The following is a 14,039-nucleotide window of genomic DNA, read 5'->3' as shown; positions in this document are numbered from 1 at the left end:
GGATTGTTTTCAGGATTGTTTTGAAGCCTTCTATCGAATAATATCCTACCCATCGATTTTCGGCCGGACGACATTAGCCAATACCGGTACAGCCGGTTCAGACGCTGACGACCCTTCCAAAAATTCGATCTCACCACCCCGCCGATCAGCGGGTCTTGAACTTGTATATCTGAGAAGGGACTACCCACGTGAGCATGGGAACCGTGAAGTGGTTTAACGCGACCAAGGGCTACGGCTTCATCCAGCCGGATGAAGGCGGGAACGACGTGTTCGTGCACATCAGTGCAGTCGAGCGCGCCGGCCTTGGCACTCTGCGTGAAGGCCAGAAGATCTCCTACGAGATCGTGGCTGACCGCCGTTCCGGCAAATCCTCGGCCGACAATCTGCGCGCCGCCGGATAAGCCGATTTCCCGGGAGCGCGAAGCTCCAGGAAATTGTCGCTAAAGCATCAAGGGCCGCACCTTCGGGTGCGGCCCTTTTTGTCTGGATTGCCAATCGGCGTTCCGCGTCGTTCGGAAGCTCTAATAGGTCGAGCAGGTCGTCGGCATCGTGGCAGACGTCGGCGCGTAGAACACGCAAACCGACTGCCGCGGCCTTGTGAAGGCGACATCGGTGAGATTGATGCCGCTCTTGGCCATCACATAGCCGACCGTCGGAACGTATTTGTAGCTGACTTCGCTGAAGATCAGATAGGTGCCCGCAACCAGCAGCGCCGCCGGAACGACGCTGGTCACGACATCACCCTGACTGCGGCTCGAGGCCGTCAATGTGGCCTGCGTGGCGCCCGTGGCCATCACGCCCGCCTTGCTCCACTGGATCCGCGCGACCTTCGAGGCATCGACGTAGATTTCCGACAAGGTGACCTTGGTCGGCGCCGGATCGTACGGAGTCATGATACCGACGCTGGCACTGAAGAAGTTCTGCAGGTCGGCATCCACCACCTGCGTCGACTGCGAGGTCAGGTCCGACGCGGCGCGCGCCATAAGCGTGACCTTGCGGTCGACCGCGACACCGGATGAAAACTCGACAGTACCGAAGAACAGCACCAGCATCAGCGGCAGGACGAAAGCGAACTCGACGGCGGCAAGACCCCGGCGGTCATTGCAGAGGGTCGCGACGGAGCGCAGCAAGGCCGCTGCCTGAGTTTTCATGACGTTGCTCATGAGCATGTCGCCCCGGCGGTCCCGGATGGCTCGTTCTTGAATGTCGCGGTCGCGGTCAGCAGCCGCTTGCCGTTGGCGAGGTTGGCGACATTGAAGCCAAGCTTGGTGACGAACAGCGGCCACTGATAGAATAGCCGGACCACCACGACGTCGCCGTCCTTGCCGGGGCACCATTTCATGGTCGGAATGAATGCGTTGTTGGAATCGATCGGAGGCGCGATGTTGACGCTGCTGAAGCCCGTCGCAGCGGGATAGCTGCGCACGTCGACCGATATGCCATTGACGCAATCGAACAGCGCGCTGACCTGGCCACAGACATAGTTCTTGAACTGCTGCTGGGTGTAGCTTGCGCCCTGCGCCTGACCGGTCATGATCATGCGCGCGGAATCCTGCGTCACCGTCTCCAGCACCTGGCTCGCGAAGAAGATCATCGCCACTTCGATGATCGCAAACAGCAGTCCGAAAAACAGCGGCGCGATCATCGCGAATTCGACCGCGGTCGCGCCCCGGCGGTTTCGGCGAAAGCGATGGAGGAGGCGCGCGAAAGAATGAGCGGGCAGCGGCATCAACGACCCCGGATCAACATGGCGGCAACAACTACCCCAGGACTCATTGTCGAAGTATTTCGCCGGATCGAGACAGAGCGACCCGATCCGTCAGGCTTTTCTTAACCATGTCGGATGGACCGCCTGCGGCAGGCGGCTGCCCCGGCGCGTGAAGCGCTGGCGCGGACACGCGCTAGTTCTGCGGCTTCGCGGCCGCGCCCGAGCCGGAGGCCTGGCTGTTGAGCGAGCCGGCCTGGTCCATGGTCGACTTGAAGTAGGTCTCGCCGTCGCCGAGGGTGATGCGGCGCTGGCAGACCGGCATGCAGCTGTAGGTCTCGCGATCGACGCCGCGATAGACCGTGACCAACTGGTCGGTCGGACCTTCGACCTGGATCTGACGATCCACCAGCACCTGGCCGGTGCGGTCGAGTGCGATGAAGTTGGTCGCGCCGTAGCCCTTGCCGGTCACGACGACAACGCCGCCATTCTGCAGGGTGACGTCGGCGATCAGCGGGTTGCCGACCACGATGGTGGAGATGCCGCCGGGCAGCTTGACGAGCTTGGCCTGATCGACATTGACCGCGATCCGGTCCGGATCCGGCGCCGCCGTTGCGAATGCGGGCCACAGAACGGCTGCGGCCAGCGAGATGAATCCAATGCGCGCGACGGCGCGAATACGCTGGGACTGAAACGACATACCTTACCCCGGGACGTTAACAAGCCGGCAAAAGCGATACGCAGCGGACCGGCGCCCGACGCAGGCAAATCTGACGGCAATTCATTTAAGAAGAGCAAAAATCGACCGCTGAATTGCGCCGATGTCACAACTTCCGGAACGGATCGGCCAGCGGCCCGGTGATCCCGCGGAAAAACGCCCCTGCGGAGACCGCCGCCTAGCCGGCGGCACGCACATGCACCACCACGCGATCGTCGGCGTAAAGGCGCTGCCATCCATCGATGTGATCGAGAAACTTGGAGGCGGGCGTTGCCGGATCGAGCATCACCGCATCGATTCCGTAGGTCTTGAGCAGATCGAGGAAGCCGTCGACGTCCTTGAGCTGGAGCGCACGGTAATAGGCGATCTCGAATTTCTCGCCGTAAAGCTCGGCACGGCCGTCGACGAACACCGGCACCTGGCGCCAGATCAGATAGCCGCCGAACTGCAGATCATTGAGCACGCGCTGCACGTTGTGCGCCTTCAGCGCGTCGACGGCGGCAGCGGGCGAATGGATCGTCGGCGGCGACATGTCCCGACGCACCGCAATGAACCAGGTCGAGGCGCAGAGCGCGGCGATGAGCATCGCGGCCGGCATGGCCCTCAGCCGGACCACGCTTGCGGCATGCAGGCCGAACTGGGTTGCCACCGGCGTCAGCGCGGCCAGCGGCAACAGCAGGGCGAAGAGCTCGAGATTCCTGACGTGGGATAGCGCCATGTGCAGCAGGCCCAGCGCCAGGGCGATCCGCGGCAGCGGCAGCTTCACCCCGCAATAGAGCACGGCGCCGATCAGGCCGAGAATGGTCAGCTCGAACGCATCGAGGTGGCTGAAACTCGCCGGCATCCACTCCGCGATGAGATGCAGCAGTTCACCGAGGCTGAGAATCCTCAGCGAGGCGAGGATCGTTCCCCAGCCATAGGGCGTCACGCAGCACGCGGCCAGCGCGCCGAGGCCGAACGCGGCCCAGCGCAGCGCCAGCGGCAATCTTTGCGCCGGCGCGGCGTTCCACAGCGCATCGAGCGCGAAGGCGCCGGCCAGCACCAGGCCGAACAGAAAGCCGCCATGCAGATTGGCCCAGAGCGCGATCAGCGGCAGCAGCCAGAACGAGGGGGCCGCGCGACGTTCGCTGGCGACCATCAGGCCGTTCGCCCAGACCATCATGATCGGCAGCGCAAGCACATGCGGACGGGCCAGCAGATGCCCGCATGTCAGCACCAGTGCCGCCAACGCGATCAGGCTCGCATGGATCGCCGGCAGCGCGCGGCCGAGGATGCCGGTGAGCAGTGCGAAGGTGGCGGCGCCGCAAGCCGCGGCCAGCGCCGCGGGCCCGGTCCACCCGGCAAGGTCGTAGGCCTTCGCGAACAGAACCTGCGCCAGCCAGGACGACGACACCCAAGGCTCACCCGCCTTGGTGAAGGAATAGATATCGACCGACGGCAATGCGCGGTGGTCGAGGATCCACCGACCGACGGCAATCTGCCAGTAGGTGTCGGAATCGGCGAGCAGCCTGTCGCCGACGAACAGCAGCAGCGCATAGACGCCGCACGCCATCCAGAACCAGGCCGGGACTTCGGCGAACACCGAGGCCCGCGCCTGTGGGATGGTTGCGGTCTCAGCACTCATGCGCGCACAGTCCGGTCAATGACGGAACGGATAGGCCAGCTGTCCGCCGATTTCGGCCGGCACGCCCTGCTCGGCGTCGACGCCGTAATCATCCGGAAGCTTGCCTTCGGGCATGCGGAATGTCCCGAACAGAATGTCCCAGAGCGGAAACGTGCCCGCGAAATTGGTGTCGCCACCCTCCTCGAGCGCGGTGTGATGCCAGCGATGAAACACCGGCGTGGCGATCACATATTTGAACGGGCCGAGCGTCCAGTTCAGGTTGGCGTGCACGAAGGCGGAGTGGAATGTGGTGAACGGACCGACCCACAGCATGATGTTCGGCGAGATGCCGGCCATCAGCAGGATCACGTCGACCGAGATCGTGCCGATCAGCAGATTGACGGGATGGAAGCGCGCCGCCGAGATCCATTCGAGATCTTCGGAGGAATGATGAATGGCGTGGTACTTCCAGAAGCCGCCGCCGTGAAACATCCGGTGCAGCCAGTACAGCATGAAGTCTGACGCGACCAGGAAGATGATCGATTGCAGCCAGAGCGGCAGCTGCGCCAGCGGGCCGTGTCCGTTCTCATAGAACGAGATCAGATCGTCGGCACCGTGCACGTCGAATACCGCGGCCGCGCCCACCACCAGCAGCCCGATGCGCAGCACGCGGGCGAATACCGGCACGAAGAACCAGTAGCAGATGTCCGTGACCAGCTCGCGCTTCTGCCACCACGGCTTGCCGGGATTGCAGGCCCAGAAGCGGGTCAGCACCGTGAAGAACAGCGCGAGGCCGATCGTGATCGGCACCACCCTCATCATCGTCTGGCCGAGCATCTCGATGACTTCGATCGGAAGGGTGGACATGGCAGCCTCATACTACGGAAGCCCCATGGGTATAGATGCGCGCTTAAGGAGCCGTGAATCGGCGCCGGGCGCCGGATCGCAGCAACAATCTGCAATTTGAGCGGACCGCTTAATGCCAAATTTACTGTGCGCAACAACAGCGGGTTCCCGCAGAGTTTATGCGATCAAATTAACTGCACCGAAATCGTCCAACACTAGGGTGCCGCAATGGTCACGGTGCTGAGAACGCCGGCGAGACCAAATCTAGTTCGACCAGCCACGTGTACACAGGAGTGATTTTATGAAGAACCTCGTTTCGCGCTTCGTGAAGGACGAATCGGGCGCGACCGCCATCGAGTACGGCCTGATCGCCACCGGTATCGCCATCGCGATCATCGCTGCAGTCAACGGCGTCGGCACGAAGCTCTCGGGTACCTTCAACTCGATCTCGGGCTCGCTGAAGTAAGCCGGCTTCGACGAATTCGCATCAAAGGTCCCGGCAATCCCGGGACCTTTGCTATTTGTCGGGGGCCGATCGGCTGCCTGCGTAGAATGTGCCGGCAATCCTTTTCCGATTGTTCACCATTGGCCGCTAGCGTCGGGTCTCGACCGCAGCTCCAGCTTGACGGCATGAATTCATGATCCTCGACATCGCACGCTTGATGCTGTTTCCGGCCCTGATGGCCTTTGCGGCGGCGAGCGATCTCCTGACCATGACGATCCCGAACCGGATTTCGCTGGCGCTGGTGGCTGGCTTCTTTGTCCTGGCGCCGCTGACCGGGATGGGCGTCCACGAGATCCTCACCCATGCCGGCGCAGGCGCGCTGGTTCTCGTGGTGGCGTTCGGCATGTTCGCGATGGGCTGGGTCGGCGGCGGAGACGCCAAGGTCGCGGCCGCGGCCAGCCTTTGGTTCGGGTTCGAGCATCTGCTGCCCTATCTGGTGTTTGCCTCGCTGTTCGGCGGTGCGCTGACCGTGCTCTTGCTGCAGCTGCGGCAATGGCCGCTGCCCTACCCGCTCGCGTCCCAGGCCTGGCTCAGCCGCCTGCACGACAAGCAGACCGGCATTCCCTACGGCATCGCACTCGCCCTCGGCGCCCTCCTGATCTATCCCGAGACGGACTGGATCAAGACGATCGATCTCGCGCACTTCGCCATGCGCTGAGAAAGCAGCGGTAACCGCCCGTTAAGGCGATTTAGATACGCCTCATTAACCATGCTTTGACGAATAGCTGGTCAACTCCCATCACGGCGGCGGCAGCGTCGCGGCGTCATGTGGAAAGTGAAGCGTAATGGATAAGGCCCGCATTCTGGTCCTGGCAATTGCAGGCTGCGCCGGCCTTGCGGCGCTTTATTTGGCGAGCGGAAGCGACGACAAGCCGGCGGCTCCTCCGCCAGTTGCGCAGCTGCCGACGGTCGACATCCTGGTCGCGCGCTCCGACATTGGCCTCGGCCAGGCGGTGAAGGCCGAAGATCTGCAGTGGCAGACCTGGCCGGCGGCGACCGCCAGCGCCAGCTTCATGCGCAAGGACAACCACGCCGACGCCATCAAGGACGTCACCGGCTCGATCGCGCGCGCCCCGTTCATCCAGGGCGAGCCGATCCGCGAGCAGAAGCTCGTCAAGGCCGACGGAAGCGGCTTCATGGCCGCGATCCTGCCGACCGGCATGCGGGCGGTGTCGACTGAAATCTCTCCCGAGACCGGGGCCGGCGGCTTCATCCTGCCGAATGACCGGGTCGACGTCCTGCTGTCGAAGCGGGACAAGAATCCCGACCGCAACGGCGCCGACATCGTCAATTCCGAGGTCATCCTGACCAATATCCGCGTCCTCGCGATCGACCAGGCGCCGAAGGAGAAGGACGGCACCAACGCACTGATCGGCAAGACGGTGACGCTGGAGCTGAAGCCTGACCAGACCGAGACGCTGGCGCGCGCGCGCCAGAGTGGCGTCCTGTCGCTGGCGCTGCGCAGCATCGCCGACAACAATGGGACCGACGTCAGGGCCGAAGACAACCACCAGAGACGCGGTGAGACGATCAACGTCATCCGCTTTGGCGTTGCCAACCAGGCAACGATGCAGAAGTGACCATGAGGACACAGGTGATGAAGGGCGGGGCAACTCAACGGACGATGCGGGCCTTCATGGTCCGCGCATTGTCGTTCTCGGCCGTCGCGGCGCTCACGCTCAACCCGGCACTGACGCCGGTGGTGGCGGGCGACTACCGCGCCGCTCCCGCCGCGGCCGATGGCCAGATGAACGCCCGCTTCCTCTCACTCGGCGTCGGCAAATCGGTGGTGATCGATCTGCCGAGGGACATCAAGGATGTGCTGGTCGCCGATCCCAAGATCGCCAATGCCGTGGTCCGCTCGGCGCAGCGCGCCTACATCATCGGCGCGACCGTCGGCCAGACCAACATCGTGTTCTTCGACGCCGCCGGCCAGCAGATCGCGGCCTATGACATCGCGGTCAAGCGCGACCTCAACGGCGTGCGCGCGGCCCTGCGCGCCGCACTGCCGAATGCCGATATCCAGATCGAGGGCGTCGGCGAGGGCGTCATGCTGACCGGAAGCGCGGCGAGCCCGATCGAAGCGCAGCAGGCCGGCGAGATCGCCACGCGGCTGGTCGGCAGCGCCGACAAGGTCGTGAACTCCATCACGGTTCGCGGCCGCGACCAGGTGATGCTGAAGGTGACGGTCGCCGAAGTCTCGCGCAGCCTGATCAAGCAGCTCGGCATCGACCTCACCGCGAACCTCAACTACGGCACCACCGTGGTGAAATTCACCAACAACAACCCGTTCACGGCGAACAACGCAGCGCTGGTGCCCGGTAACAACCTCACCACATCATTCGGCGCGGCTCCATCGGTGTCGGCGACGCTGCGCGCCATGGAAAGCGCAGGCGTGGTGCGGACGCTCGCCGAGCCGAACCTGACTGCGATCTCCGGCGAATCGGCGACCTTCATCTCGGGCGGCGAATTTCCAATTCCGACCGGCGTGACCTGTCAGACGACAACGGGAGGCGCGATCGGGAATTGCGTTCAGACCGTCAGCTTCAAGAAATTCGGCATTTCGCTCAACTTCACGCCCGTGGTGCTGACCGAGGGCCGGATCAGCCTGCGCGTGATGACGGAAGTGTCGGAGGTCTCGACCGAGAACTCGCTGACTGGCGGCGCCGGCGGAACGACAATCCCCTCGATCAAGACCCGGCGCGCCGAGACCACGCTGGAAATCCCGTCGGGCGGCTCGATGGCGATGGCCGGCCTGATCCAGGACCAGACCAAGCAGGCGATCAATGGCCTGCCCGGGCTGGCGTCGCTGCCGGTGCTCGGAACGCTGTTCCGCAGCCGGGACTTCGTCAACAACCAGACCGAGATGATGGTGTTGGTGACGCCCTATGTCGTTCGCGCGGTGGCGCAAAAGGACCTGTCGCGTCCGGATGACGGCTTCGCCAACGCGTCCGATCCGCAGGCCGACCTGCTCGGCAGCATCAATCGCGTCTACGGCGTGCCCGGCCGCACCGAGCCGGCGCGGAATTACCGCGGCACTTACGGCTTCATTACGGACTGAGGCGGACGATGACACAGACCACATCCAGGACATCCGCCGGTTACCAGCGCGGTATCGCTCTCGCCGGAGCGCTCGTCAGCCTCGCGATGACGCTGGGCGCCTGCCAGCACGCCGCCGACAACAGTTTCGCGATGGTGAACGCGCCGGCCGACTATCGCCAGCGTCATCCGATCGCGGTCACCGAGGCTGATCGCACGATCGTGGTCTTCGTCGGCCGCAGCCGCGGCGGCCTGACTGCCGAGCAGCGCGCCGAGGTGATGGGGATGGCGCAGGACTGGATGCGCGAGGGGACCGGCGCCGTCACCATCGACGTTCCCGCCGACACGCCGAACGCACGGACCGCCCAGGAATCGCTGCGCGAGATCCAGGCCACGTTCACCGCCGCCGGCGTGCCGCCGCGCGGGATCCTGGTTCGCAAATACCATCCCGAGGATCCGCGCCAGATGCCCGCGATCCGCGTGAACTATCCAAAGATGAAAGCGGTCGCCGGGCCGTGCGGCCTCTGGCCGGAAGATCTCGGCCCGTCGATCCACAACGGGTCCTACATCGAGAACAAGCAGTACTACAATTTCGGCTGCGCCAATCAGCGCAACCTTGCAGCCATGGTCGAAGACCCGACCGACCTCGTGCAGCCGCGCGCGGAGACCCCTGCCTATACGTCGCGTCGCAACATCGCCTTCGACAAGTATCGCAAGGGCACCACCACCGCCACGACCTATCCCGAGTCCGACAGGGCCAAGCTAAGCGACACAGGAAAATGATCACCTACGCGCAGCAAAACTCCGAAGAGCAGACGGACGCCCCGCCGCAGGCCGTGGACGACCATATTGCTCCGGCGCCACGGGTCTCGGTCCAGGCGTTCTGCGAAACGGTCGAGACCGCTGCCGCCGTGCAGTCGGCGGGCGAGGATCGCCGGCTGGCCAAGGCTCACCTCAAGATCCAGATGGGCGGCATGGCGGCCGCCATCGAGGCCTATCGCTCGGCGCCGACGCCCAACGTCATCATTCTCGAGACCGAGGGCCGCGGCGACATCCTGGCCGGCCTCGATCAGCTCGCAACGGTGTGCGATGCCGGCACCCGCGTGGTCGTGATCGGCCGCGTCAACGACGTCACCCTGTATCGCGAGCTGGTGCGCCGCGGTGTCAGCGATTACGTGATTGCGCCGGCCCATGCGATCGACGTGGTGCGCGCGGTCTGCAACCTGTTCTCAGCGCCGGAAGCCAAGGCGGTCGGCCGCATCGTCGCCGTCGTCGGTGCCAAGGGCGGTGTCGGTGCCTCGACCATCGCCCACAATGTCGCCTGGGCGATTGCCCGCGATCTGGCGCTTGATTCCGTGGTCGCCGACCTCGACCTCGCCTTCGGCACCGCCGGCCTCAACTACAACCAGGATCCCGCGCAGGGGATTGCCGATGCCGTGTTCTCGCCGGACCGCGTCGATACCGCCTTCGTCGACCGCCTGCTGTCGAAATGCACCGACCATCTGAGCCTGCTGGCGGCGCCGGCGACGCTGGACAAGGTTTACGATTTCGGCGCCGAGGCGTTCGACGCGATCTTCGATACGCTGCGGACCACGATGCCCTGCATCGTGCTCGACGTGCCGCATCAATGGTCCGGCTGGACCAAGCGCGCGTTGATCGCGGCGGACGACATCCTGATCGTGGCGGCGCCCGACCTCGCCAATCTGCGCAATGCCAAGAACATGTTCGACCTGCTGAAGGCCTCGCGGCCCAACGACCGCGCACCGCTGTATTGCCTGAACCAGGTCGGCGTGCCGAAGCGTCCCGAGATCGCGGCCGGCGAGTTCGCTAAGGCGATCGAAAGCCAGCCGATCGCCGCCATCCCGTTCGATCCGCAGATCTTCGGTTCGGCCGCCAACAACGGCCAGATGATCGCCGAGATTTCCGCCAATCACCGCGCGGTCGAGATGTTTCTTCAGATGGCGCAGCGGCTGACAGGCCGCGGCGAGACCAAGAAGCCGAGGGGGTCCTTCCTGTCGCCCCTGCTCGAAAAGCTGCGGTCCAAATAGTGGTCCGCGTGGAGTCAAGACGTCGTGTTTGGTAAGCGTAGCGGAAACGATGGGGACGTGCGGGCACCCAAGCCCGCGTTTCAGACGCCGGAGCCAGCCGGCGCGCCGGCGATGTCGCGCGAGCCCGTCGCACCGGCGATCTCGTCGCCGCCGCTGGCACCCAGCAAGCCACCGCCTGCCCCGGCCGTCGAAGCCCGCCGCTCGGACAACTACTACCAGGTCAAAGCGACGATCTTCGGCGCCCTGATCGAGGCGATCGACCTTGCCCAGCTCGCCAAGCTGGACAGCGAATCGGCGCGCGAGGAAATCCGCGACATCGTCAACGAGATCATCGCGATCAAGAACATCGTGATGTCGATCGCCGAGCAGGAGGAGCTGCTCGACGACATCTGCAACGACGTGCTCGGCTACGGCCCGCTGGAGCCGCTGCTGTCGCGCGACGACATCGCCGACATCATGGTCAACGGCGCAGGCACCGTGTTCATCGAAGTCGCCGGCAAGATCCAGCGCACCGGCATCCGCTTTCGCGACAACCAGCAGCTGCTCAATATCTGCCAACGCATCGTCAGCCAGGTCGGCCGGCGCGTCGACGAATCCTCGCCGATCTGCGACGCCCGCCTCGCCGACGGTTCGCGCGTCAACGCCATCGTGCCGCCGCTGGCGATCGACGGGCCCGCACTCACCATCCGCAAATTCAAGAAGGACAAGCTGACGCTGGAGCAGCTCGTCAAGTTCGGCGCGATCACCCCCGAAGGGGCGACCATTCTGCAGATCATCGGCCGCGTCCGCTGCAACGTGATCATCTCCGGCGGCACCGGCTCGGGCAAGACCACGCTGCTGAACTGCCTGACCAACTATATCGAGCACGACGAACGCATCATCACCTGCGAAGACGCCGCCGAGCTTCAGCTGCAGCAGCCGCATGTGGTGCGGCTTGAGACCCGGCCGCCGAACATCGAGGGCGAGGGGCAGGTGACGATGCGCGAACTGGTCCGCAACTGCCTGCGTATGCGCCCGGAGCGCATCATCGTCGGCGAAGTCCGCGGACCCGAAGCGTTCGACCTGTTGCAGGCCATGAACACCGGCCACGACGGCTCGATGGGCACGCTGCACGCCAACAATCCGCGCGAAGCACTGTCGCGCTGCGAATCCATGATCACCATGGGCGGCTTCGCGCTTCCGTCTCGCACCATTCGCGAGATGATCTGCGCCTCGGTCGACATCATCGTGCAGGCCGCGCGCCTGCGCGACGGTTCGCGCCGCATCACGCACATCACCGAGGTGATGGGCATGGAAGGCGATACCATCATCACCCAGGATGTCTTCCTCTACGACGTGGTCGGAGAAGACGCCAACGGCAAGATCATCGGCAAGCACCGCTCGACCGGCATCGGCCGGCCGCGCTTCTGGGAACGTGCGCGCTACTACAACGAAGAGAAGCGGCTTGCGGCGGCGCTGGATGCCTCCGACGCGCCGGCGCCGGTCTAGGGGAACGCAGGATGCAGATGCAAACTCTGGCTCTCGCCTTCCTCGCCGCCACGACGGTGGGCGGCATCGCCTGGGTCTTCCTGTATCCCTACCTCTCGGGGGAGAAGAAGGCCGAGTCGCGGCGGGCGTCGGTGGCGCGCAGCGAACCCACGACGACACGAAACGCCGACCGCACGCAGCGCTCCCGCCGCGAGCAGGTCGAAGGATCGTTGAAGGAGCTCGAGGCGCGGCGCCAGAAGGACAAGAAAGTCCCGCTCGGCCTGCGCATCTCGCAGGCCGGACTGGAGTGGTCGGAGCAGAAGTTCTGGATGATCTCCGGCGCTCTCGGCCTATTCGGGTTCGGCGCGGCATTCCTGGCCGGTGGCGGCATGCTCGGCGCGGCCGGCATCGGCTTTGCCATGGGCCTCGGCGCACCGCGCTGGCTGCTCGGCTTCCTGAAGAAGCGGCGGGAAAAGGCGTTCCTGAAGGCGCTGCCTGACGCCGTCGACGTCATCGTGCGCGGCATCAAGGCCGGCCTGCCGCTGTTCGAATCGCTCAAGGCGGTCGTCAACGACGCGCCGGAGCCGCTGCGCAGCGAGTTTCTCGCCATCATCGAGACCCAGGCGATCGGCATGCCGCTCGGCGAAGCCTGTTCCCGGCTCTACGAGCGGATGCCGCTGCCGGAGGCCAACTTCTTCGGCATCGTGATCGCGATCCAGCAAAAATCCGGCGGCAATTTGTCGGAAGCGCTCGGCAATTTGTCGAGGGTGCTACGCGACCGCAAGAAGATGGCCGAGAAGATCCAGGCGATGTCGATGGAAGCGAAGGCCTCCGCCGCCATCATCGGCTCGCTGCCGCCGATCGTGATGATCCTCGTGTTCCTGACGACGCCGGACTACATCGCCCTGCTGTGGACGAATTCGATGGGCCAGCTCATGCTGGTCGCCTGCGCGATCTGGATGTCGATGGGCGTGCTGGTGATGAAGAAGATGATCAACTTCGATTTCTGACGGTGCAGCATGATTGATATTCTGGTCGCCAAGCTCCACGACGTCAGGTTCATGACCATGCTGCTTGCCTTCTTCGCGGCAAGCGCGACGGTCTACACGCTGGTGATGCCGCTGCTGGCCGGCGGCGATCTCAACAAGCGCATGAAGGCGGTCGCCAGCGAGCGCGAGCGCCTGCGGCAGCGCGAGCGCGAACGCCTCTCCAGGTCGGAGAAGGTGACGCTGCGGCAGACGCCGAAGCAGGCGGTCTCCAAGATGGTGGATGACCTGAACCTCACCAAATGGCTGGCTCAGGAAGCGGCAATCGAGAAGCTGGTGATGGCGGGCTATCGCGGCCACGCCCCCTATGTCTACTTCCTGGCTGCGCGGGCGGTCACGCCGATCCTGATGCTGATCGGCGCAATCATCTATACATTCTTCATTGCCGGCGCGAACTGGTCGCTCACGCTCAAGATCGGCATTTGCGTCGGCGCGGCCTATGCCGGCCTGCAGGCGCCGATGCTGTTCCTGAAGAACGCGATCGCCAAGCGCCAGCTCCAGATCAAACGCGCCTTCCCGGATTCGCTCGACTTGCTGCTGATCTGCATCGAGTCGGGCATGTCGGTCGAGGTCGCGTTCCGGAAAGTGGCCAACGAGATCGCCGGGCAGTCGGTCGCGCTGTCGGAGGAGTTCGCGCTGACCACCGCGGAACTGTCCTATTTGCAGGATCGCAAGACCGCCTACGAGAACCTGGCGCGCCGCACCGGCCTCGAAGGCGTGAAGTCGGTGTGCATGGCCTTGCAGCAATCCGAACGCTACGGCACGCCGCTCGGCCAGAGCCTGCGCGTGATGGCGCAGGAAAACCGCGACATGCGGATGAACGAGGCCGAGAAGAAGGCCGCAGCACTGCCGCCGAAGCTGACGGTGCCGATGATCCTGTTCTTCCTGCCTTGCCTGTTCATCGTGATCCTCGGGCCGTCCTACATCAAGATCGCCACGATGCATTGAGTTGCGTCGCCTGCGCGGCTGCCTTCTCCTTCCCCCTGAAAGGGGAAGGCCGGGATGGGGGTCAGCCGCAGACACTGCCGCTCGTGGAGAGATGATCCCCACCTGCTTTGCGCT

The 14,039-nt window shown here is 64.4% G+C and carries 15 protein-coding genes; 10 read left to right on the top strand and 5 right to left on the bottom strand.

What is annotated here, in order from left to right; translation table 11 throughout:
• The first annotated feature begins 188 nt into the window (after positions 1–188).
• Positions 189–401 (top strand): cold-shock protein, encoded by a 213-nt coding sequence (locus AKL29_RS34130; protein WP_016842648.1) that lies wholly within the window; start codon positions 189–191, stop codon positions 399–401.
• A 120-nt stretch (positions 402–521) separates the two neighbouring features.
• On the opposite strand, the gene AKL29_RS34125 is transcribed toward AKL29_RS34130, so the two are convergent.
• The 5 genes from AKL29_RS34125 to AKL29_RS34105 all read right to left on the bottom strand — a co-directional run bounded on the left by AKL29_RS34125 (position 522) and on the right by AKL29_RS34105 (position 4,893).
• Complete coding sequence (locus tag AKL29_RS34125; RefSeq protein WP_050387290.1) at positions 522–1,151, bottom strand: TadE/TadG family type IV pilus assembly protein; 630 nt, start codon at positions 1,149–1,151, stop codon at positions 522–524.
• 8 nt (positions 1,152–1,159) lie between these two features.
• Entirely contained in the window at positions 1,160–1,729 is a 570-nt protein-coding gene (locus AKL29_RS34120; RefSeq protein WP_050387200.1) for a TadE/TadG family type IV pilus assembly protein, read from the bottom strand.
• Positions 1,730–1,901: 172 nt separating this feature from the next.
• Entirely contained in the window at positions 1,902–2,405 is a 504-nt protein-coding gene (locus AKL29_RS34115) for a pilus assembly protein N-terminal domain-containing protein (protein WP_028334679.1), read from the bottom strand.
• A 196-nt stretch (positions 2,406–2,601) separates the two neighbouring features.
• Positions 2,602–4,047: a hypothetical protein gene (locus AKL29_RS34110; RefSeq protein ID WP_050387199.1), complete on the bottom strand. Its 1,446-nt coding sequence runs from the start codon at positions 4,045–4,047 to the stop codon at positions 2,602–2,604.
• 15 nt (positions 4,048–4,062) lie between these two features.
• Positions 4,063–4,893, bottom strand: a complete 831-nt coding sequence (locus AKL29_RS34105) for a sterol desaturase family protein (protein WP_050387198.1) — start codon at positions 4,891–4,893, stop codon at positions 4,063–4,065.
• Between the two features lie 280 nt (positions 4,894–5,173).
• Here AKL29_RS34105 and AKL29_RS34100 point away from each other — a divergent pair, with 280 nt between their 5' ends.
• The 9 genes from AKL29_RS34100 to AKL29_RS34060 all read left to right on the top strand — a co-directional run bounded on the left by AKL29_RS34100 (position 5,174) and on the right by AKL29_RS34060 (position 13,925).
• Positions 5,174–5,338: a Flp family type IVb pilin gene (locus AKL29_RS34100; RefSeq protein ID WP_016842642.1), complete on the top strand. Its 165-nt coding sequence runs from the start codon at positions 5,174–5,176 to the stop codon at positions 5,336–5,338.
• A gap of 172 nt (positions 5,339–5,510) precedes the next feature.
• Positions 5,511–6,035, top strand: a complete 525-nt coding sequence (locus tag AKL29_RS34095; RefSeq protein WP_028334676.1) for an A24 family peptidase — start codon at positions 5,511–5,513, stop codon at positions 6,033–6,035.
• Between the two features lie 127 nt (positions 6,036–6,162).
• Positions 6,163–6,957 (top strand): Flp pilus assembly protein CpaB, encoded by a 795-nt coding sequence (gene cpaB, locus AKL29_RS34090; protein WP_028334675.1) that lies wholly within the window; start codon positions 6,163–6,165, stop codon positions 6,955–6,957.
• A gap of 2 nt (positions 6,958–6,959) precedes the next feature.
• A complete protein-coding gene (locus tag AKL29_RS34085; protein ID WP_152977888.1) occupies positions 6,960–8,438 on the top strand; it encodes a type II and III secretion system protein family protein in 1,479 nt (492 codons plus the stop codon).
• 8 nt (positions 8,439–8,446) lie between these two features.
• A complete protein-coding gene (locus tag AKL29_RS34080; protein WP_050387197.1) occupies positions 8,447–9,199 on the top strand; it encodes a CpaD family pilus assembly protein in 753 nt (250 codons plus the stop codon).
• On the top strand, positions 9,196–10,464 hold the full coding sequence (locus tag AKL29_RS34075) for a CpaE/TadZ family protein (protein WP_018269598.1): 1,269 nt from the start codon (positions 9,196–9,198) through the stop codon (positions 10,462–10,464). Before AKL29_RS34080 ends, AKL29_RS34075 begins: the two co-directional genes overlap by 4 nt.
• A 24-nt stretch (positions 10,465–10,488) precedes the next feature.
• Positions 10,489–11,952 carry a TadA family conjugal transfer-associated ATPase gene (locus AKL29_RS34070; protein WP_028334672.1) on the top strand — a complete coding sequence of 488 codons (1,464 nt, stop codon included), beginning with the start codon at positions 10,489–10,491 and terminating at the stop codon, positions 11,950–11,952.
• A gap of 11 nt (positions 11,953–11,963) precedes the next feature.
• A complete protein-coding gene (locus AKL29_RS34065; RefSeq protein WP_050387196.1) occupies positions 11,964–12,941 on the top strand; it encodes a type II secretion system F family protein in 978 nt (325 codons plus the stop codon).
• A 9-nt stretch (positions 12,942–12,950) separates the two neighbouring features.
• The gene (locus tag AKL29_RS34060; RefSeq protein ID WP_028334670.1) at positions 12,951–13,925 is read left to right on the top strand and encodes a type II secretion system F family protein; all 975 of its coding nucleotides are present in this window, start codon (positions 12,951–12,953) and stop codon (positions 13,923–13,925) included.
• The last annotated feature ends 114 nt before the right edge of the window (positions 13,926–14,039 follow it).

Origin of the sequence: Bradyrhizobium pachyrhizi, assembly GCF_001189245.1 — a bacterium.
In the GTDB taxonomy this organism is placed as follows: Bacteria; Pseudomonadota; Alphaproteobacteria; order Rhizobiales; family Xanthobacteraceae; genus Bradyrhizobium; species Bradyrhizobium pachyrhizi.
This window is presented reverse-complemented; position numbering and strand designations above follow the sequence as displayed.

What these genes read in the sequence shown, in the direction of transcription:
- AKL29_RS34125 (WP_050387290.1), bottom strand. Translation starts at nt 1,151, where the DNA reads ATGAAAACTCAGGCAGCGGCCTTGCTGCGCTCCGTCGCGACCCTCTGC.
- AKL29_RS34120 (WP_050387200.1), bottom strand. Translation starts at nt 1,729, where the DNA reads ATGCCGCTGCCCGCTCATTCTTTCGCGCGCCTCCTCCATCGCTTTCGC.
- AKL29_RS34115 (WP_028334679.1), bottom strand. Translation starts at nt 2,405, where the DNA reads ATGTCGTTTCAGTCCCAGCGTATTCGCGCCGTCGCGCGCATTGGATTC.
- AKL29_RS34110 (WP_050387199.1), bottom strand. Translation starts at nt 4,047, where the DNA reads ATGAGTGCTGAGACCGCAACCATCCCACAGGCGCGGGCCTCGGTGTTC.
- AKL29_RS34105 (WP_050387198.1), bottom strand. Translation starts at nt 4,893, where the DNA reads ATGTCCACCCTTCCGATCGAAGTCATCGAGATGCTCGGCCAGACGATG.
- AKL29_RS34100 (WP_016842642.1), top strand. Translation starts at nt 5,174, where the DNA reads ATGAAGAACCTCGTTTCGCGCTTCGTGAAGGACGAATCGGGCGCGACC.
- AKL29_RS34095 (WP_028334676.1), top strand. Translation starts at nt 5,511, where the DNA reads ATGATCCTCGACATCGCACGCTTGATGCTGTTTCCGGCCCTGATGGCC.
- cpaB (WP_028334675.1), top strand. Translation starts at nt 6,163, where the DNA reads ATGGATAAGGCCCGCATTCTGGTCCTGGCAATTGCAGGCTGCGCCGGC.
- AKL29_RS34085 (WP_152977888.1), top strand. Translation starts at nt 6,960, where the DNA reads ATGAGGACACAGGTGATGAAGGGCGGGGCAACTCAACGGACGATGCGG.
- AKL29_RS34080 (WP_050387197.1), top strand. Translation starts at nt 8,447, where the DNA reads ATGACACAGACCACATCCAGGACATCCGCCGGTTACCAGCGCGGTATC.
- AKL29_RS34075 (WP_018269598.1), top strand. Translation starts at nt 9,196, where the DNA reads ATGATCACCTACGCGCAGCAAAACTCCGAAGAGCAGACGGACGCCCCG.
- AKL29_RS34065 (WP_050387196.1), top strand. Translation starts at nt 11,964, where the DNA reads ATGCAGATGCAAACTCTGGCTCTCGCCTTCCTCGCCGCCACGACGGTG.
- AKL29_RS34060 (WP_028334670.1), top strand. Translation starts at nt 12,951, where the DNA reads ATGATTGATATTCTGGTCGCCAAGCTCCACGACGTCAGGTTCATGACC.